16 protein-coding genes and 1 riboswitch are annotated in these 21,528 nt (G+C 38.7%); all 16 genes read right to left on the reverse strand.

Going from position 1 to position 21,528, the window contains the following annotated elements; all coding sequences use genetic code 11:
- Positions 1–45: 45 nt before the first annotated feature.
- Positions 46–145: riboswitch (TPP riboswitch) on the reverse strand.
- Between the two features lie 20 nt (positions 146–165).
- The 16 genes from PLZ15_10420 to PLZ15_10495 all read right to left on the reverse strand — a co-directional run bounded on the left by PLZ15_10420 (position 166) and on the right by PLZ15_10495 (position 21,493).
- A complete protein-coding gene (locus tag PLZ15_10420; protein ID HOI30159.1) occupies positions 166–2,940 on the reverse strand; it encodes a LysM peptidoglycan-binding domain-containing protein in 2,775 nt (924 codons plus the stop codon).
- Between the two features lie 120 nt (positions 2,941–3,060).
- Complete coding sequence (locus PLZ15_10425; protein ID HOI30160.1) at positions 3,061–4,605, reverse strand: acyl-CoA carboxylase subunit beta; 1,545 nt, start codon at positions 4,603–4,605, stop codon at positions 3,061–3,063.
- A 7-nt stretch (positions 4,606–4,612) separates the two neighbouring features.
- Positions 4,613–5,353: an ATP-binding cassette domain-containing protein gene (locus PLZ15_10430; protein ID HOI30161.1), complete on the reverse strand. Its 741-nt coding sequence runs from the start codon at positions 5,351–5,353 to the stop codon at positions 4,613–4,615.
- Complete coding sequence (locus PLZ15_10435; protein HOI30162.1) at positions 5,350–6,114, reverse strand: ABC transporter permease subunit; 765 nt, start codon at positions 6,112–6,114, stop codon at positions 5,350–5,352. Before PLZ15_10435 ends, PLZ15_10430 begins: the two co-directional genes overlap by 4 nt.
- A gap of 68 nt (positions 6,115–6,182) precedes the next feature.
- Positions 6,183–6,824, reverse strand: a complete 642-nt coding sequence (locus PLZ15_10440; protein ID HOI30163.1) for an MBL fold metallo-hydrolase — start codon at positions 6,822–6,824, stop codon at positions 6,183–6,185.
- A gap of 6 nt (positions 6,825–6,830) precedes the next feature.
- A complete protein-coding gene (gene aroC, locus PLZ15_10445) occupies positions 6,831–8,024 on the reverse strand; it encodes a chorismate synthase (GenBank protein HOI30164.1) in 1,194 nt (397 codons plus the stop codon).
- A gap of 86 nt (positions 8,025–8,110) precedes the next feature.
- On the reverse strand, positions 8,111–9,616 hold the full coding sequence (locus PLZ15_10450; protein HOI30165.1) for a Do family serine endopeptidase: 1,506 nt from the start codon (positions 9,614–9,616) through the stop codon (positions 8,111–8,113).
- Positions 9,617–9,636: 20 nt separating this feature from the next.
- A complete protein-coding gene (recO, locus tag PLZ15_10455) occupies positions 9,637–10,374 on the reverse strand; it encodes a DNA repair protein RecO (GenBank protein ID HOI30166.1) in 738 nt (245 codons plus the stop codon).
- Complete coding sequence (gene mtnA / locus PLZ15_10460) at positions 10,367–11,377, reverse strand: S-methyl-5-thioribose-1-phosphate isomerase (GenBank protein HOI30167.1); 1,011 nt, start codon at positions 11,375–11,377, stop codon at positions 10,367–10,369. Before mtnA ends, recO begins: the two co-directional genes overlap by 8 nt.
- A 1-nt stretch (position 11,378) precedes the next feature.
- Positions 11,379–12,287 (reverse strand): PfkB family carbohydrate kinase, encoded by a 909-nt coding sequence (locus tag PLZ15_10465; GenBank protein ID HOI30168.1) that lies wholly within the window; start codon positions 12,285–12,287, stop codon positions 11,379–11,381.
- A 57-nt stretch (positions 12,288–12,344) separates the two neighbouring features.
- Positions 12,345–12,806, reverse strand: a complete 462-nt coding sequence (locus PLZ15_10470) for an NUDIX domain-containing protein (GenBank protein HOI30169.1) — start codon at positions 12,804–12,806, stop codon at positions 12,345–12,347.
- 18 nt (positions 12,807–12,824) lie between these two features.
- Complete coding sequence (locus PLZ15_10475; GenBank protein ID HOI30170.1) at positions 12,825–16,283, reverse strand: hypothetical protein; 3,459 nt, start codon at positions 16,281–16,283, stop codon at positions 12,825–12,827.
- A gap of 105 nt (positions 16,284–16,388) precedes the next feature.
- Positions 16,389–17,618 (reverse strand): ABC transporter permease, encoded by a 1,230-nt coding sequence (locus tag PLZ15_10480; GenBank protein HOI30171.1) that lies wholly within the window; start codon positions 17,616–17,618, stop codon positions 16,389–16,391.
- Positions 17,618–18,853: an ABC transporter permease gene (locus PLZ15_10485; GenBank protein HOI30172.1), complete on the reverse strand. Its 1,236-nt coding sequence runs from the start codon at positions 18,851–18,853 to the stop codon at positions 17,618–17,620. The genes PLZ15_10480 and PLZ15_10485 overlap by 1 nt, the downstream gene beginning before the upstream one ends.
- Positions 18,854–19,022: 169 nt before the next feature.
- A complete protein-coding gene (locus PLZ15_10490) occupies positions 19,023–20,255 on the reverse strand; it encodes an ABC transporter permease (GenBank protein ID HOI30173.1) in 1,233 nt (410 codons plus the stop codon).
- Entirely contained in the window at positions 20,255–21,493 is a 1,239-nt protein-coding gene (locus PLZ15_10495) for an ABC transporter permease (GenBank protein ID HOI30174.1), read from the reverse strand. Before PLZ15_10495 ends, PLZ15_10490 begins: the two co-directional genes overlap by 1 nt.
- Positions 21,494–21,528: the final 35 nt, after the last annotated feature.

A 21,528-nucleotide genomic window follows, 5' to 3' on the forward strand; every position in this document is an offset into this window, starting at 1 on the left:
GACGGTTAAGAAATAAAAAAGCCGTTCCGGAAAACGGCTTAACTAATTATTCTCCGACCGTTTTCCTACGCTGGCATTATCCAGATCAGGTTCGAGGGTTTGTTCTCAGCCGCAGCGTATTCTGCAAGCACCCCTAACGACTTTTCAAATCAAATTCAAGAACAGTTAATTCAGTATACTGAGTTTCTGACCGATCTTAACACGATCGGATTTAAGATTATTCCAGTTCATAATATCAGCGACCAGAACTTTATAAATGCGTGCAATAGTCCAGAGCGATTCCCCTTCTTTTACCAGATGAACTTTACCATCAGTTTTCTGTTGAGAATTTACAGAGGCCGATTGGGCAGAACCACGTACAACAAGCTGCTGTCCTATTTTAATATTTGAATTATTTAATTTATTCCAGGACTTCAGGTCATCAACCGGAACATTATACTTCATCGAAATATGACCGAGAGTTTCACCTTTTTGAACTGTATGAACAGAAGCTGCTGCCGTATTTTTAATTTCAGATTTAGGTTTTGAAGTATTTTCAGAAAGAGTATTATCAGGTTTGGAATCGGAATATAAGACTAAAGATTTACCGGCAACTAATTTATTCCCTGAAAGATTATTCCAGCTTTTAATTTCATCTATAGTTACATTATAAAGCGTTGCAATAAGACTAAGAGAATCTCCAGGTTTTATAGTGTAATTCACTGAATTACCGGAAGCACGTTTTGTATTGTCGCCGAGAGACTGAACCGGTTCTTTTCCATGAACTGAGAGCAACTGACCTGCAACGATTTTATTTGAATTCAGATTATTCCATTTTTTCAGCTGTGCGATAGTAACATTGAATTTTTGAGCGATTTCGCTTATCGAATCACCTTTCCGGACAGTATACTTAGTCGTTTTGGAAGCAATATTACCTGAACTTGAATAAGTCGCGGGAAGATTGCGCGCATCACCCGAATAAATTACAAGCTTTCGCCCCATGTAAATTCTATTGCTCGTAAGATTATTCCATTCCTTAATCTGAGAAACCGAGACACCGTATTTTGTTGCGATAGATGAAAGCGATTCGCCGTTTCTAATCCTGTGCTCTATCCATGTATCTCCAGAATTAGCAAAAAGGATCTGACTCTTTTCAGCATTACTCATTTCATTAATTTTAGAGTAGTATTCATTCTTTTCATCCGGGACGTAAACTGTTATTTCCTGGCCTACTTTTAATCGTGAAGTGTAAGGAAGGTTATTCCAGTTTCTTAAATCGGAAACTCTGACATTAAATAGATCTGCAATATCCACTAGATTATCTTTACTCTTAACAAGATATTTAACAGGGCTCTTACCTTCTGGGATTATATATTCTACAGAGTCGGACGAAATTTCCTGATAGAGCTTGAGAAACTTATCAGAATCAGTATCGGTTGTAATTTGAAGTTTATAGGATGGATTATTATCAAGACCGTTTAATTCCTCTTCAATAGCCGGAAGAATATCGGTGTTGATAGCGATATCTTCCAGATTAATGTAGGAAGTTGGGATTTTGAGTTCCATCCCGATTGCTAATTTTTTCTTGGTTGATATTTTATTATAATTTGCAAGTTGTGTAATACCTACGTTATATCTCGAAGCTATCTGAGAAATAGTTTCACCCGAAGAAACTGAATGAATTACATATTGAAGTTTTGCGTCATCAGGAAGATTATTCAAATTTTCCACGAAAAGTTCATATGTCCTGGTAGGTACTTTTAGTGGATAACCTCCTTCATAATCGGGCGGAGTTGAATTCTGTGTAAGTTCTGAATTCATTTCACGAAGTAGTTCGGTGCTTATTCCGGCACATTTTGCAAGCACGTTCAAATCGATAGCTTCTGTAATCCGGTGAACTGTATAATCGTGAGGTTTTTCAAACTGTATATTGGAGAAACCATATTTTTCCGGCTGGCTTGCGATAAGCGTAACTGCTATGTATTGAGGCACGTAATTGCGGGTCTCGCGCGGTAAATAAGGACGGAGAGACCAGAAATCGCTTGAGCCGGCTCTTCTCATTGCTTTACGGACTCTTCCTTCCCCGCTATTATATGCTGCAAGGGCCAGATACCAGTCTCCTAAAGAATAATAAAGATCTCTTAAATGACGTGCCGCTGATAAAGTCGCCTTCTCAGGGTCTCTTCTTTCATCTATATGAACATTAACATCGAGGTCATACAACCGGGCCGTTCCTTTTATGAACTGCCAGATTCCAACGGCTTTAGCCCAGGAACGGGCTACAGGATTCAATCCGCTTTCAACCATGCTTAGAAAAATCAATTGTTGCGGGACTTTTTCTTCGGCAAAGATACGGGCCATCATTGGAAAATATTTCCCGGAGCGAGAGAGCCAGCGTTCCATATGCTTACTCCCCTTTCCTGTAAAATATTCAATATACTGTTCAACATGACGATTTACCTCGAGCGGGAAATCACCAACAATTACAGTAATACTTTTGTTATCCTCTTCATTTACTATTACAGAATCCTCATCCTCCATTGCAAAATCAGGAATCCTTTTATTCATCCATTCTTCAAGGGCATTGATAGTTACATTTTCAGGAAGTTCCTCCATGCTATCTACGTACGATTGGTAATCTTCAACAATAGAGTTTTCCAGTTCAATAAAAATTTCATTTTCTTCTACATTTGGATAATAGCTTAATTTATTTATTGTTGTAAGAGCTGATTCATAATAACTGAGTGCTTCTGCTTTAAAACCCAATTTCTGTTTGTAGAGTGCGTTGACATAATCCCGTCGTGCGTTTTCAAGCATCTCATTTACAATTGAAGATACTGTGACTTTTACAGTATCCTGTCGGACTTTTAATGTTGAATTTGAAGATGAATTGAATGTACTGCAGGCGTTAAAACTGATAATGACGACTAATAAAATAAACAGAAGGATAAGTTTTTTCACGCAGACCCCAAGTGTTTGAATTATGGTTGCAATTTAAGCCCTTAACAATTTTTTGTCAAGCTTAATATTATATAATTCCATTTACCCTTTGTAATTAAATAAGTTAGCAAGAATAACCGGTCATAATGGAATATTGGAATGTTTCTTTTTCGGATTTGAATCGACTTTAGTTTTAAGGAGCTGAAAGGCTGATATCAATCGCTGACGTGTCTCCCGCGGAATAATCACTTCATCAATATATCCTCTTTCGGCCGCGATGTATGGATTTGCAAATTTTTCAATATAATCAGAAAGCATCGACTCCAATTTCTTTGCAGGATCTTCCACTGATGATATCTCCTTCTTGAAAATTATTTCAACGGCACCTTTCGGACCCATTACAGCAATCTCAGCAGTTGGCCATGCGAAATTGAAATCGCCTCTTATATGTTTGGAATTCATAACATCGTAGGCTCCTCCGTATGCTTTTCGTGTTATGACGGTTACTTTTGGAACAGTAGCCTCGCAGAATGCAAAAAGTAATTTTGATCCGTGCCTTATAATACCATTCCATTCCTGTTCAGTACCAGGTAAAAAACCCGGGACATCTTCCAAAACTAATAAAGGAATATTGAACGCATCACAGAAACGAATAAACCTCGCGCCTTTAACTGATGCATTAATATCAAGTACGCCGGCAAGAACAGAAGGCTGATTTGCAACAACACCAACTGATAAACCACCGATCCTTCCGAATCCAACTATTATATTCTGTGCGTAGTTTGAATGGACCTCCAGAAATTCTCCGTTATCGAGAAGTTGATTTATGATCTCCTTCATATCGTATGGTTTATTCGGATTATCCGGTATGGCTTTGTCCAGAGAATCGATTATGTGATCCTGTGCAAAATCGAATTCCCTTTCCGGGGGCAGGTCTTTCCAGTTTAAGGGTATATATCCGAGTAAACGACGAATATTCTCGAGTACTTCAACTTCGCTATCGAATGCGAAGTGAGCCACCCCGCTTTTAACCGAATGCGTATCGGCACCGCCAAGATCCTCGAAACTTACTTCTTCGTGTGTTACAGTTTTAACTACATTTGGACCCGTAACAAACATATGGCTGGTGTTTTTAACCATGAAAATAAAATCTGTAATTGCAGGCGAATAGACAGCTCCTCCGGCACATGGTCCGAGTACAGCAGATATTTGAGGAATCACACCTGAAGCAAGTGTGTTTCTCAGGAAAATATCCGCGTAACCGCCAAGACTTACAACACCCTCCTGAATCCTTGCACCGCCTGAATCATTTAATCCGATTACAGGAATTCCGATCTTCATTGCCATATCCATTATTTTGCAGATCTTTTCAGCGTGTGTTTCAGACAATGATCCGCCAAATACTGTAAAATCCTGACTGAAGACTGCAACCTGGCGGCCGAAGATTCTGGCAAATCCGGTTATAACTCCATCACCGGCTATTCTTTGTTTATTAATTCCGAAATCGTTCGATCTATGTTTAACAAACTGATCTATTTCCTGAAAACTTCCTTCATCTACCAGAAGAAGAATTCTTTCGCGTGCAGTAAGTTTCCCTTTATCGTGCTGCTGTTTAATCTTCTCCTCGCCGCCACCCTTCTTTGCTTCCTCTCGCAGCGATTCCAGTTTCTTTATTTTTTCACTCATAGATCCTTCAGATTGAAATGTGAAGTATTTTTTTTGAATCGGTTTCTTTGAATAATCTTTCAATCTCATTTCTTTGTGAAATAAATCGGGAAGAGTTTAAAATAGAATTATCTCTTTCTTCCGGCAGGTCAACTTTCATTTTATGGAATATCTCAGCAGGTTCATTACCCATAAGATATATATTATCTGAAAGATAAAGCGCTTCTGTAATATTTGTAGTTGCGATAAGCAGAGATGTTTTATAACGGGTAGGGACTTTTCTTATCAGACTGTATAATTCTGTCTTTGTAAGGTCGTCCATTCTTGTAAACGGTTCATCGATGCAGATAGATACCGGGTCGCGGGCAAGGGCACGTGCCAGGGAAATCCGGAACCTGAATCCGATGCTGCGATTATCCGGATAATAATCTGAATATCCTTCAAGTCCAACGAATTCGATCAGATACTTTATATCAACATTCCCTTTTGAAGCAAATAAAATATTCTCTTTTACAGAAAGCCAGGGGAATGAAGAAGGAGTTGAGGGAATAAGCATGATTTTCCCGTCATCCATTCCGGATATTTCGCCGGTGGTTTCTTTATCGAGTCCTGAAATAATTTTCAGCAGTGTTGTTTTTCCAGAACCTAAAGGAGCAATAACGGAAGTAATTTTAGCGGGCTCTATTATTAAAGAAATATTTTGGAATATTTTCTTACTGTTTCCGAAAGAATCGGAAATAGTTTTAGAGATATTTTTTAGCTCAATCATTCTTCCCAGAAAAATATTTTTTCGTCAATGTATTTTATTACAGAACTGCCGATCAGAATCAATATGCTAATGACAACAGCAATAGAAAAAAGACCGGCATAATCATTATATAAAAGTGCTGTTCTATAAATTCCTCCGAATCCTTCTATTCCGCAAATAAATTCATATATCATTACAAGTATCCATAAGTAATAATGAATCCTAAAAAGGTCACTGAAGAAAACCGGTTGTATTTGTTTATAAACAATTTTCGAATAGACTTCCGGTCTGCTTAAATGCATATTCAATCCGGCTTCAAAGTAGGTCTTATTGAAACTACGCGATGAATTCAATAACGAGCCGGCAATCATAAGCAGCGAACTTAATAAACCGAATAGAAATTCCGCTGCAATCGAATCTTCAAACCAGTAGGCAAATAGTATGGCAAAGAAGAATGAAGGGAAATACCTGAATATCTTCAGTTTTTCAACCGGGCCTGGATATTCAATAGAAAGTTGTATCAATCTTCCTGCAAATAAACGGATAATAAAATAGGAAACTACAAGAGAGAAATAAACTATAGAGGAAGTAATAGCAATTGCCTGTAAGATGTTATAACCTTCCCAAATATACAGGAACGATTCAAAAAGCATATGAGGCATCGGCAGAACCCTGTTAACCGGAAGTATAAATTCGAACAGGACTACATAAATAAAAAATATAACCAACAGGAATCCTGATTTAGATCTGAATGATTCACTCATAATTGATTTACCGCTCATCCGCCTGATTTTTTAATTAGAATGTTTTTAATATATCTAAAGAGAATACTCAAATCAAATAGATATTTTTATTGGAAGAAAGGATTATGATTTCTTTCCCGGCCGATAGTACTTTCCGCTTCATGTCCGGGATAAATCCTGATATCATCCGGCAGCACAAATAATTTATTTCTGATCGAATCGATCAGTGTCTTATAGTCTCCTCCCCATAAATCGGTTCGCCCGATACTTCCTTTGAATAATACGTCGCCGGTAAAACAGATTTTTTCGGATTCGAAGTAGAGACAGAATTCACCGGGAGAATGGCCGGGAGTAAACAGAAACTTACCGATTGCCGAACCAATTATTAGCTCACTGTCCTCAGATATCAGTTTATCGGGTTTCGGAGATGGAGTTAATTCAGTGCCGTAAAGTTTACCTTGCTCAATCATCATATCAAGAAGAAAAACATCATCAGGTGGAACCATAAAAACAGGATTATATTTTTCCTTAATAAACGCATTGCCAAATATATGATCGATATGGCAGTGAGTATTAATAAGGAATTTCAGCCGAATCTTATTGTCACCAATAAATTTCTCAATCATTTTCTGTTCATTACTGTCATAGCATCCCGGATCTATTATCGCGCCGTCCAGATTTTGATCGTCATAAATTATATATGTATTCTCAAGAAAAGGATTAAAAGTAAATCGTTTTACGAGAAGCATATTGGTTTACCGGAAGTTTTTCCTAATACGGTTAAATAATTTTTGAGTGTAATTAATATAATTGTCCCTGGTTTCTTCGATTGAGTCTCCGCCGAATTTATTCATAAAATGTTTAGCAAGGATCCAGGCAGTCATAGACTCAGCGATTACAGCGCATGCAGGAACAGCGACAAAATCGCTCCGCTCTCTGCGGGCATCAATCTCCCTCATTGTTTTCAGATTGACCGTTTTTACCGGAGACATAAGAGTCGCAATAGGTTTCATCGCAGCGCGGATAATAAGAGGCAACCCGTTTGATATTCCACCTTCAATGCCGCCCGCCCGATTAGTTTTTCTTGTTAGCTGATTTCCCCTCAAAGAAATCTGGTCATGCACTTCAGAACCCAAAAGACCACTTGAATGGAAGCCATCTCCAATCTCAACTCCTTTTACGGCATTAATCGACATGATCGATTGTGCAATATCAGCATCCAGGCGGGAATCATATGATGAAAAACTACCGAGGCCTACCGGGAGACCCGTGGCAATTACGAAAAAAGTACCGCCGAGAGTATCACCCTTTTTCTTTGCCGATTTTATTTTTCTAATAATCTTTTCTTCGTGGTCCTTTTCAAGTACTCTTACCTGGCTATTATCAGCCTTATTGCTAAGATTTTTTATATCAATTTTTATTTTCCTGAACGGATCATAATTTTTCAACGGATAAACTCCGCCAATACTTTCAACAAAACTCCCGATCAATATTCCAAATTCAGCCAGGAAAATTCTTGCAATAGAACAGGCAGCTACTCTTGCCGCTGTTTCCCGAGCGCTGGATCTTTCAATGGAATTTCTTATATCATCAAAGTTGAATTTGGCAACACCTACTAGGTCTGCATGTCCGGGGCGCGGTACGGATATTTTTTCAACTTCACTGCCTTTACCATCAATGCTCATAATCGATCTCCAGTTTTCCCAGTCTTTATTCCATATTATCATAGAAATTGGAGAACCGATAGATTTGCCGAATCGAACACCGGAGATTATTTCCGCCCTGTCCGATTCTATCTTCATCCTTAATCCGCGTCCGTATCCTCCCTGTCGTCTTATCAATTGAGCATTAATTTCGTCAAGTTTGATATTTAGATTTGAAGGGAAACCGGAGACAATTGTAACAAGTCCTTTTCCGTGAGATTCGCCTGCAGTTTTAAAGTCGATCATTCAACACTTTCTAAAATTTGTTCATAAATATAAAAAAAAAGCGTCCTAATAATGGACGCTTTTTACATAATCTGATGAAATGACTATTATTTGGGAATCTCAACCCCGACAAGTCTGGAGGTACCCTGATTATCGAGAATAATTCTCAATAGAACCGCCTGACCTTTTTTGCTATCGAGAATCGATTGAAGATCGGAGACATTATTAATCTCCTTCTTATCCGCGGAAGTGATAACCATTCCTTTCAATATTCTCTGGTTGTATGCTTTACTGAAATTCTTAACATCACTAACTATAACGCCGTTATCAACTTTGAATTCTTTAAGCTCAGGTTCAGTCATATTTCTAACAGTCATTCCGAGATCGCCGAAAGTCACTTCTTTAAGATCCTTGTTGTTCTCCTTTTTATTCTTATTCGCGGCAGTCACAACTTTTTTATCATCATCTTCATCACGCGATTTAAGAGTAACATATCGTTCAACCTCTTTTCCGTCACGGAAGAGTGTAAGTCTAACCTGGGAACCTGCACGTTTTGAAGCGACATAAGACTGAAGTTCATTCGGCTGATTAACCTCACGGTCATCGACTTTCAGAATAATATCTCCCTGTTTAATATCCTCTTTTTCAGCAGCACCGCCTTTAACAATATCCTGAACAATAACACCTTTTGGTTCTTTCATACCGAGAGCTTTGGCCGTTGATGCATCGATCTCGGCAATACTTACACCAATGTAGCCGCGGCTTACTTTACCGTTGGCAATTAAGTCATTGGCCACAGATTTTGCCAGATTAACGGGAATTGCAAAACCGTATCCGATGTAACGCTGAGTCATCCCGTCTGTCGCTATTGCACTATTAACTCCAATGACGGATCCATTGAGGTCAACTAGTGCCCCACCGCTATTGCCCGGATTGATAGCTGCATCAGTCTGGATGAAATTTTCAATCCCGTAACCGTTCTCGTCGCGAATGATATTTATGTTTCTTCCGGTCGCACTTATAATTCCGGCAGTAACAGTCGATGTTAGAGAAAGCGGGTTTCCGATTGCCATAACCCACTGACCAACTTTAATCTGGTCTGAGTCCCCAAGATATGCTTCAGGAAGACCGCTCGCTTCAATTTTTATTACAGCCAGATCTGTTAGAGGGTCCGTACCAACAACTTCAGCGTCATATTCTCTTTTGTTATGCATTGAAACACGAACCTGGCTCGCATTTTCAACGACATGATTATTAGTTAGAATATATCCGTCATCGCTTATGATAATGCCGCTTCCACCGCCCTGCTGTTCGCGGGGTACATCATCCCTGAAAGGGAAAAAGAAATGAAATCCCTCAGGCAAATTGTTTTTTGCTTTTGATACTACACTTATCTGGACAATTGAAGGAGTCACTTTGTCGGCGACCTGGACAAAAGCATTATTAAAAGCTTGAGCCTGCTGGTCAATCTGTTCAAACGGCGGTTTCGATGCACCTATTTGAATATCAGCATAACCAGGTCTTACCAGACCAAATCCGGAGACAAGAATTGCCCCGAAAACAATCCCAATAAACACCAATGAGATAGTACCGATTAAATTTTTTCTGCGCATTTATTAAATACCTCCTGATTTTAAATTAATTCTAATGATTTTAATCCTTTGAATTCAGTGAGATTATACTTTAGAAATTTTGTCATCATCTGCAGAATCCGATCAAGATCTCTTGATAAGTATTTAACATCATTTTTTCTCTGGTTTAGACAAATATATAATTTGAAAAGTTCCTTATTAATTTCAGTATGAACTAGACGGTCCTGACAGCATTCCTGGCATACAAATCCCGAATCGTAATTAAAAGCCAGGTCCTGTTCGGTGGTTAAAATCCTTCCACAGACGGAACAGTTTTCATAATGTATTGCGTAACCAATCTCTTTAATGAAAAAAATGAAATATTTTGTAAATGTATATTTGGGATCGGCAGTTTGAATATTCAAAAGTTCAAGTGCTTTTACAGTTCCGGTAAATAATCTTGTATGGGCTTCATTTTCCGCTGTTAAACCGGATAGAAGTTCAACAATTGCTTGAGCGTATTGCATCCTTTCGAGGTCGTCTTTAACTACGGTGAAGTGATTTAATAAATCAATTTCCCTGACTAACTGGATATCCCTGTTCTCCTTTTTATAAATAACAATTTGAACATAATTGAATGTATCCAATGCCGCACCGGTTCTGGATTTAGGGGATCTGGCTCCTTTAATAATGGCTGATATTTTTCCGTAATCGTAAGTAAAGAAATGAACTATCCGGCTCGAATCCCCGAAATCGAGTTTACGTAAGACAATTGCTTCGGTTTTTATAAGTTCAGACATTTTCGAATCTGTATGGAGGATAATGAACAGACTTTTCCGTAATAATTGAAGTAATGTATTGATTAGGAGTTACATCGAATGCCGGACAAAATGCATCATATTCCGATGATGTAATATGACAACCGTTCATTTCAAATAATTCCATTTTATTTCTTAATTCGATTTTAAATTCCGATCCTGTTTTAGAATTAAAGTCGATTGTCGTTGAAGGCGCTGCAATATAAAATGGTATTTTGTGATGAAGAGCTAGAACAGATAAATGATAAGTGCCGATCTTATTGGCTGCATCCCCGTTCAATGCGATACGGTCGGCTCCGGTTATTATTAGATCTATATTTCCTTCTTTCATCAATACCGCGGCTGTTGAATCTGCAATAATTTTGAAGGGAATACCGAGTCTGTTTAACTCCCAGGCGGTTAGCCTTGAACCCTGAAACAATGGACGTGTTTCATCAACATATACAAATTCGACAAGACCGTTTTCATATCCTCTCTTAATTACACTTAATGCTGTCCCGTCACCGCCTGTTGCCAGTGCACCTGTATTGCAATGTGTGAGCACAGCTGATTTCTTTTTTAATATCTGCTGCCCATTCACACCTATACTCCGGCACATTTCAATATCATCTTCATGAATTTCAATTGCTTTGGAAATCAATACATTATAAATATCCATACGACCAGAAGACCTGTCAAACAGGTCCTTCATCATATTCAAAGCATAAAATAAGTTTACAGCAGTTGGACGCGTTATTATCAGTCTGTTATATGCTTCGTAGAAATCTGACTTAGGTTCCTTTTCGGATTTTTTAACTGAAAGGGCAAGTGCATAAGCCGCTGCAATCCCGATTGCAGGTGCACCGCGTACTTCTAATCTTTCAATAGCTGATGCAATCCTGTTATAATCATCGGTTATTATGTACTCTAAATTGAGAGGAAGCAGGGTCTGGTTTATGATGTGCAGCTTTTCCTCTTTAAATTCGAGCGAACGTATAAGTGTCATCTTAACTGAAACTGGATAGTTCTCTAAATTCAATAAACCTGTTATGGATCTCCAGAAAACTCAAATTCTCCAATCCTTTTGTACTGAATTTTTCGACACAGAAGGAAGCCATCACCGATCCGTATATAACCGCGCGTTTGAGGTTCTCGAAAGTAAATTCCCTGTTCTTATGTAGGTAACCCGTAAATCCTCCGGCGAAGGCGTCGCCTGCGCCTGTTGGATCGAAGATATTCTCCATCGGATATGCCGGTGCAGAGAAAATAGTATTATCTCCGAACAGAAGAGCACCGTGCTCACCCTTCTTGATGATCAGATACTTTGGACCCATCTTTGAAATTTTATGTGCAGCTTTTATAAGGTTCGGCTCATTCGAAAGTAAGCGTGCTTCCGAATCGTTTATTATTAGAACATTTACTCTCTTGAGGACTGTAAGCAGTTCGTCGTAAGCACCGTTAATCCAGAAATTCATCGTATCGCAAACAACAAATTTGGGTGCGGTTAACTGATCAAGAACATCGTTCTGAAGAGAAGGGGCTATATTTCCAAGGACAATAAAGCTGCTCTTTTTATGTCTCTCCGGAATTACCGGTTTAAATTGTTCGAACACATTTAAATGTGTAAAAAGCGAGTCCCTTACGTTCAAATCGTAGTGGTACCGGCACCCGTACCGGAATGTTTTTGCTCCTTCAACAATCTGCAGTCCTTCAAGGTCGACATTATGATTTTCCAGCATACGAATATGTTCGCTGTTAAAATCAGTCCCCACTACACCAACAATACTAACCGGGCCGGTAAAATAAGATGCGGCAAGTGAAATATATGTAGTTGAACCTCCGAGAGCGTTTTCGATCTTATCGAAGGGTGTTTCAATATCATCCAGACCAATTGATCCAACGACTAAAAGTCCCAATTCATATTCCTTCTGTTTTGATGCGTTAATATATATAAAACCGGAAGATTTTTTTGATTACCGGAAATTTATTTCGTTGAAGTATAGGACCGGATTTTCAGATTCGAAATACTGATAAATCGTATCGACTGATTTTCTCTGGCCGTTCCATGCAAGAAGAGATTTTGCTTTTTCTTTATCGACCCATTGATATTCCGAGTGTTCCGATGAAATTACAACTGCGTCGTTATTAACAAGAGCTGCAAAAACCGGTATCATAAACAAAGCATCCTTCTCGGGTGAGTAGAATGAATTTACATTCGGGACAACCCATAATTTTTCCGGTGTTAATCCTGTCTCCTCTTTAATTTCGCGTAGAGCGGTATCGTAAGCTTTTTCTCCTTCATCAATGGAACCTGTAACCATTTGCCAGATTCCGCCGTAGTTTTCGTTTTCAGATCTTTTCAGTAAAAGAAATTCTATTCCATCGTTTTGCTTTCTAAAAACGTGGGCTTCAATTAAACCTGATGTTACTTTCATATGATCCCAGAAAATAATTTAAAAATAAGCTCTTGCCTCTGCTCTCATTGTATGAATTACTCTTCCGCCGCCGTGAATTCTTCCGTCGTAACTGAATGAAGTCTGGACATAACTTGCAATCTTATAATCGAAAAAGACCCTCCAAAAATAATTTTTACCGATCACATTTCCTTGAGTAATTTCAAACGGAAGATTTCCCGTTAGGTCTTTTCCGGTTAACTCAGTTCTTTCGGTTTCAAACCTTATACGCCCCAAATTAGCAAGCGAGACATAAATTCTCAAAACAATTGAGTTCTGATCCACTACAGACGGTTTAAAAGGATATTTATCCTCGCTCCTGGCAACCTGAACTTTTAGTCCCGCCTCAATACTGTTTACCGGACGGTATGTAAACTCCGTCACCACATCATTCCTGTAAACTTCTCTTGCCCGGTTTGAAGATGGCGGTGAGAGAAGGTTATCGATCTGATTTGTAATCTCAGTCTGATTATTTATTCCCTCAACAAGTTTTAACCTGAGTCTGACCGACCTTTCCCTGAAGAATCCCTTTTCCAGTCCTGCGGCATACTGATTAAGATTTCGTTTCTGCAGATAGCGGATTCTGATTGAAAACTCATTGTTGAACTGAAACAGATTTATATCGTTCTGAAACAGTTGAGAACCTCTTACAGTAGTTGAATCATTAAGAAAACTAGAAAGATGGATAAGATAGATTTTGTCTGTCTCATTATCTCTGCTGTTCTCTTCTATTCGCCATGAAGTTTCCGTTGACACAGCTTTAAGAATTCTTGATAACAGATCTTCACCATTTATGATTCTGTTAAAATCAATTTTCCATCTGGTATTTGTTTTCAGATCGATTACAGGAAATAGCTGGTCGGTTGGAGTGGTAATTACAATGAATTCTCCGTCGTAGGATGTAAGCTGGAATTCATTTTCTTCAGCAATTCCGTTGTTGTTTAGGTCACCAAGATAAATATAATTGCCCGTACCAAACGGTACTTTTACAAAGACTTTTTCGAGGCTGGCGGATTGTTCAGTCGATGCCTGGTAGAACAGCTCGCCGGTAATAAAACTGTTCCAGAAGTTGAAACGGTTCTGGGATAAAAAGAGAACAGTTTCGTTATCGGAGTAACCGATCTGTATGAAATTATCTGTATACTTTTTATTCCTGTAGGTGATATTGATGTTCGAGGAAACTTCCCGTAATCCTTTTAAAGATATCTGAATCTGCTTCATATCCGTCTTCGACTGGAGTACCATAGTTCGATTAAGCGGGAAAGATTCCTCCCTATAAGAGTAGAGTGCTCGTATATCGATCGCATTTAAAGGAGAAAGTTCTACGAACGGTGCAGTTTCAACATACTTAAGACTTGTGGCGAGAAGTGAATCATTAAAAAAATCATTTTTGTTTTCATAGATAAAATTAAATCCGGGCTTTATAAAACCGAAAGAATAGTAGCCGCTTCCATTCTGACGATTCCAGTCGGTTGAAATGTCGTCGTTTTTTGAATTAACATAATCCAGATTATATTCAGCCGAGAAGTTACTGCCGTCACCAATTTTCATAACCGAATTGATTCTATCCGATTCAAAACGGTCACCCTGTTTTATGTATCCGTACTTTGATATAAGTGAGATATTTTCAGCAGGGATAAGGTCCAGGTTAATTTCTCTTAAGTTTTGATCGGAATTAGGAGCAGCGGATAAATTATAATGGCGTTTAAATTCAACATCATCAATCCTGTCCAGCGAAGAATACCTCCCTTGAATAAAACGGTCTTTCAAACCGAATCCGACTTTTCCCAGTGATAAAGTTCCTATTTCAATTCTCCTTGGTGAAAATAATAACTCAAGTTTTCTGGCATAACCAGTATTCTGGTCATCATCTAATCCTGAGAACCTGTTCCGGTCCCAGGAACTTCCTGAGAGTTCTATGTTCAATTTTGAACCTTCAAAAAGATCCGCATTCACGAAAAACGACCCCACCTGTTTTAATTCAGGCATCGGAAGAAAAACAACAGGCAAATAATTTCCGTTATCAATGCCGGCAAATTTATATTTTCCCAGACTCTCTTTTATGTAGTCACCTTTCTTATCACCGACGTAACTGAAAGTGACCTTATAAATTGATGAGGAATTTCCCGGAGAATAAACATAGAATGTGTAAGGCTCCATATTTATTGTAGTATCAACCCTGGAGTAAACACCTGAAATATTTCCGAGTGAATCAGGCGGCGCAAGCGTTACACCTGATCGGGACGCGAGCGTTCTGTCGTTACCGGCAATACGGAGAATTTCGAAGTCGGAGTCCGACAAGCTTATTTCAATCGGGTTATCCTGATCATCGGCCTCACGGAAAAAACTTGCTCCTATGGTTAATGAATTATTCAAGAGACTTGTTTGATAATCAGCCCCCGAAAAATTCCTTCTGAATTGCTGGTCAGTGTATTCATAATCGATCGAAATGCGGCTGGCGGATGTTATAATCCTTTTAGGTGTGAAAATTATTTCCGAGATGGAATAATCAATAATATAATCGTTATTCTCACCCCGTTTTAATTCGAGTCCGTCCAGAAATACTTTTTCACTTCCTGCAATAACAATAATTTCACGTTCGTTATTTACTCCGGTTAAACGATATGGCCCCTGATTCCCATCCAGTCCGTTAAACTGAAGGGTATTGAATTTCCCTCGTGAACCCGCTACTAATACAGATCCGGTATGATTATCAAAAGTGAAATCTCCTTTTAATCCCTGGAGTTTTCTGGTAATCTGAGAAAATTCACTTCTACTGGTGTTTAATTCATAATCTCCGAAAGTACCTGTCGCGTTTTTATGCTTTACCTCTATGAATACTTTATCGAGTTCTTCAAGAGTCTCTGTATTCCCTTCGGGTTGAATAGGAGTATTTTCATCTGAAAGAGCAGCTACAATTTCGAGATCCTCAGAAAGTCGGCCGGCTAACTGCAAACGGAGACCGCTATTCAATTGAAATTCGGAATTTGTTCCGACTGTAAAACCTCTTATGAGGGCACCGCTCTTTTGAATATCTTTACCGAATATGGATTCTGTCGAGAAAGCATTTTTATCAATCTTAGAAACAAATACTGAATCGGACTTTAAATCATCATAAACTACATTTAACCTTCTTTTCCGATACTCAGTTGATAATTCTAATTTAACAGTATTGTAAATTATTATGAGCAGATCATGGAGTTTGAATTTCGATGAATCTGAAATCGAAAACCGTCCGGTTGAATAAGTGATGGAGTAGTTACTCCGGTTTAAGAGGATACCATTTATAAATATTTTTTCTGAGAATGGTATAATATTCAGACTGGATATTTTATAATCGTTCTGAGGATTAACATTAAACGTATCGGTTACAGAGACTTCATCGGGATGCTGCGCAAGCAATCCAGCATGAGGTACCGATACTAGTAGAGCAAATATTAGAATGAATACTTTTTTCAATTGGATGTTCAGGATTATTCTGTAGAATAAATCTATACCTAAACTCCCTCTCTTTCAAGTTCAATAAATGAATGGCATTAATAATGTTGGAATTTTATATCATGTTTATTCATATCGAAGTGCTTCAATAGGATCGAGGTTAGCCGCCTTGTAGGCGGGATAAACACCGAAGACTACACCTACAAATGTAGTAACAATAAGACCTATTACAATCCATTCCACCGGCAGGACAACGGATACGCCGAGAGTAACTGCAACAAGATTTCCGCCTATCACTCCGATCAGAATACCGATAAGTCCGCCAAACCAGCTGAGAGCAACAGCTTCGATAATGAATTGAGCAAGGATGTTCTTCTTCATTGCACCAATAGCTTTTCTTATTCCGATCTCGCGGGTTCTCTCTGTAACACTAACAAGCATAATATTCATAATACCGATACCGGCAGCTAGAAGAGCAATAAACGCAACAACGCCGGCTCCAAGTTTAAAATATTTGGTAATATCGTTGAACTGCTCAATCAGTTGCTCATTAGTTACAAGTTCAAAATCATTTTCCAATCCGGTAGGGACTTTCCTTATTTTCCGCATTGCTCCGATTACTTCGTCCATTGTTGCGGGAATCATTTCTTTTGTCTGGGCCATTACAACAAAGTTGGCGCTTCTATCGCTTCCAAAATGTTTTTCAAAAACGGAGAGAGGGACACATATAAAATTATCCTGAGACTGACCAAGAATACTTCCCCTTTTTTCGAAAACGCCGATTATTTCGTAACTGAACTTTTCAACTCTTATTCTTCTACCGATTGGATCGATTCCTTTAAATAATCTGTCTACCACGTCTGTACCAACAACAGCAACAGGTTTGGAATAGTCGTCATCAGATTTTGAGAAATTTCTTCCTTCTTCAATTTTGAGATCGAGTGCAACAAAATAATCGAAATTTACACCAGCGACAGCAACACTGGGGTTGGTTTTTTCATTTCCGTATTTAATAACTTTTCCGCCGGTAGACAGCGAAATTCCAATTGCAACCGGCAGTGAAGTCATTTCTTTCAACTTAATTCCGTCTTTTACTTCAATGTCTTTCCTGTTCCTCCGGTCTCTGGACCCATGCGGATTTCCAACTCTTATAGCTGGCCACTTCTGGACAATAAAATTATTTGTACCGAGACTGTTAAATGTATTTTCCACGCTTTGTTGAATTGCACTTATTGCCGTCATTACAATGATAATTGAAAACAGACCGACAGCAATTCCGAGCAAAGTGAGAACTGAACGAAGCTTACTGGTCCTAATCGAATTAAATGCGAGTTTTATACTCTCGAAAAAAAGCATTATTCATACCTCAAAGAATCTACCGGATTAAGTCGGGATGCTTTCCATGCAGGCAGGAATCCGGAAATGATTCCTACAACAGCAGAAATTAAAAGTGCAAGAATAACTACCTCTAGTGGCATTGAAGTCGGAAGAAATTGATTGATTATCAAACTCAATGGAAATGAAATCATAAGTCCGATAATACCGCCTATAAGACAGATAACAGCCGACTCAGTGAGAAACTGTAGAAGAATAGACCAGGTTTTTGCACCAATTGCCTTTCTAATTCCGATTTCCTTTGTCCGCTCCGTAACAGAGACAAACATAATATTCATAATGCCGATGGCACCAACAAAGAGAGATAATGCAGTAATAACAATTCCTGCAATCGCGATGATCCCGACTGTCTGATCGTACATCTGTTTAAATGCTTCCTGCTGGTTCACGGCAAAGTCGTCAGGTTTTCCATAGGGTACTTTTCTAATTATTCTCATGGATGCAACAATTTCTTCTTTAGCATCCTCGAGCCTGGCGGTATCACCAACTTTAATATCAATTCTTAATCTGCCCCGTGACGGGCCAGCAAGAGCTTCGAAAGCTTTTATCGGCATTATTATCATTCCATCCATACTGAATGATCCTAAAAATCCACTCCCTTGTTTTGTCATTACACCGAGTATTTTAAAAGGGACATTATTAATTTTTATTTCCTTATTGATTGGACTTTCAACCGGGAAGAGTTCTTTTACAATATCCTGACCGATCATACATACCCTTCGTGCAGCTTTAACATCAGTCTCAGACATAAATCTTCCATCTTCCAGCTCGATCTGGCTGGTAGTTTGGAATTCATGCGTTGTACCATACACTACGGAAGAAACAACTGTTTTTTCTTTTCTTTTAACATTCATACCGAAAGAGGATTTAGTTGGTGCAATAGCTTCGTAAATTGTAAGCATCTCTTTCAAACGCTCGTATTGCTCCATTGTAATATTTTTCCTGTTTCGATAACTGCTCCAGTCACCCATTGCGAACCAGGGAGTTTTACTCACATATAAAACATCGCTGCCGAAGGAAGAGATGGATGTGAGGAATGCCTCTCGAAGGCCTACAATAGCAGTGGACATTGTGGTTACCGCAACAATACCGATTATAATACCAAGTGTTGTTAAGGCGGATCGCATCTTATTTGCACGGATTGCACGAAGCGCAATTGCAAATATTTCAGGAAACTCTACTAGAAATAATTTCACTTAAACTATATATTTTTTTTATCAAATATATTGCAGTAGAGCTTAAGAATAAAGTGAAAGTATAAAATTGTCACATTTATTTGAAATGAATTCAGGAGGAAAAAAAATTCATTTAGGATTTGAACCGGCTAATAACGGTTCATAGTAAGTAATAATCTCATGGTGTTATTTACTCATATCTAAGTGCTTCTATCGGATCAAGATTTGCGGCTTTATATGCAGGATATGTGCCGAAGCTTACTCCGATTAAAACACAAAGAAATACACCAATTAAAACCCAGTCGATTGGAATTACCGCAGTTGCATTTAAAAACGATCCAGCCAGATTACCTAATGAAATTCCGAGAACAATACCAACAATACCGCCGATAAGACTCAATGTAATTGCTTCAATAATAAACTGGAAGAGTATGTTCACCCTCTTAGCGCCAATAGCTTTTCTTATTCCGATCTCCCTTGTCCTCTCTGTAACAGACACAAGCATAATATTCATAATTCCGACACCGGCAGCAAGAAGAGCAATTGCCGCTACAACAATAGATCCGATTCTAACCCCGGAGGTAATATCGTTTATTCTTGTCAGAATCTGCTCGTTAGACCAAATATCAAAATCATTCTCTTCACCGGGTCCCAGTTTTCTAACAGTCCGGAAATAACCTTCGGCAATTTCCATCAGTTCATTGTAGGTATCTTTATCGCCCGACATAACAGTAATATTAATTGATCTTGCTCTTTTACCGTACATTGCCTGAAAAGCTGTTAAAGGAATCAACGCAAAGTTATCCTGGCTCTGGCCGAATACATCCCCCTGCGATTCAAGAATCCCGATTACCCTGAGTTTATATCCATCAACAGTTACTTCCTGATTAAGAGCTGAATAATTAGGGAAGAGGCGCTTAGCAACATCGGGGCCGAGTACAATAACCTTTGAATAACTCTGAACATCCCGCTCGTTGAAAGCTCTTCCTTCATCAATTGTCCATTTGTTATTTGGAAAAGCTTCTGGTGTGCAGCCGGAGACCTGAACATTAGGATTGGTTTCCCTGTTGCCGGCTTTGAATACTTTTCCGAATCCCCACTGTTCAGCACCGACAGATTTGGCCTCAACAAGTTTTTCTCTTAGCTGAACAAACTCTTCGTAAGTAATATCAGGACGGTTTCTGAATCTTGCATTTTGTCCCGGTCCGCCTGTTTGAACAGCCGGCCATTTTTGAATTTGAAAAGTATTCTGCCCTAACTGAGAAACTCCCTTTTCGATACTAGATTGAAGCATTTCTATTACAGTGCTGATTGCAATAATCGAAAAGATTCCTACGATAATTCCAACAATTGTAAGTGTGGACCTTAATTTATTTGCGTGGAGAGATGAGAAAGCGACTTTAATAATTTCAAATATTTCCATTATTCATACCTCAGAGCTTCAACCGGATCTAATTTTGCAGCAGTATAAGCAGGTGCAAATCCGGATATTACTCCTGTTAAAAGTGAAATTACAATTGCAAGAATGACAGTATCGATTTGAACTGATGTTGGAAGGAATTGATTAACTATCATGCTCAACAAGACGGCTAATAACAAACCAACCAATCCTCCAAGCAGACAGATTATGGCAGATTCGGTTATAAATTGTCCCAGAATTGATCTGCGTTTAGCACCAATTGCTTTTCGAATACCGATCTCTTTAGTTCTTTCTTTTACAGAGACGAACATAATATTCATAATTCCTACGGCTCCAACGAAAAGGGACAATCCGGTTATGAACAATCCTGCAATCTGGATTACACCGATAGTGGAATTAATAGTTGTAAGTAGACCTTCCTGCTGATTAATTGAGAAATCGTTCTGCTCGTTATACTTTAGTCCGCGTATCCTTCTCATAATGCCGATTGCTTCTTCCTTTGTATCTTCAACCAGCTGACTGTTTTTAGCTTTTACATTGATAGTAACACTTCTGAAGAATTCACTCTGAAAATATTTGAAAACATTTGATATCGGTATGAAGACCTGCCGGTCAGGATTAAAATTGCCCATAACCCAGCTACCCTGTTCGGATAAAACACCGATCACTTTGAACTTATGCCCTCTTATCCGGACATCCTGATTAAGAGCATTGCCACGGGGGAATAGATTCTTCGCAATTTCAAAACCGATAACACAAACCTGTCTGCCGCCGTTGCTTTCAAGTTCATTGAAAAATCTTCCTTCGTCAAATGTAAGATTGGTTGTATTAATATATTCGTGATTAGTACCCTGTACAAGAATCGATTCTACATTCAGATCCTTAAATTTTACAGTCTGATTTGACCAGACAGTAGGGGCAACTGCGAGAGGTAGTTTTGCAAGTTCCTTATATTTTTCATAATCCTCGAGAACAAGATTTTTCCTGTTCCTCAATTCCCAGAAAGGAATATCGTTATTGAACCACTCCCACTTATCAATATACAGGTTGTCGCTGCCAAGAGAAGAAACACCGGTTTGGAAAGCGTTATCGATTCCTTTAATAGCTGTAGACATCAATACAACAGAAGTAATTCCGATAACAATACCGAGAGTAGTAAGAATTGCCCGGACCTTATTGGCTCTGATAGCTCTCAGCGAAATAAGTAGCCCTTCCTTCAATTCAAATAAATATGTACCCATCGGTTATTCCTTTGCTGTTTTTCAATTCACTGCCA

The organism is Melioribacteraceae bacterium, assembly GCA_035362835.1.
Classification (GTDB): Bacteria; Bacteroidota; Ignavibacteria; order Ignavibacteriales; family Melioribacteraceae; genus DSXH01.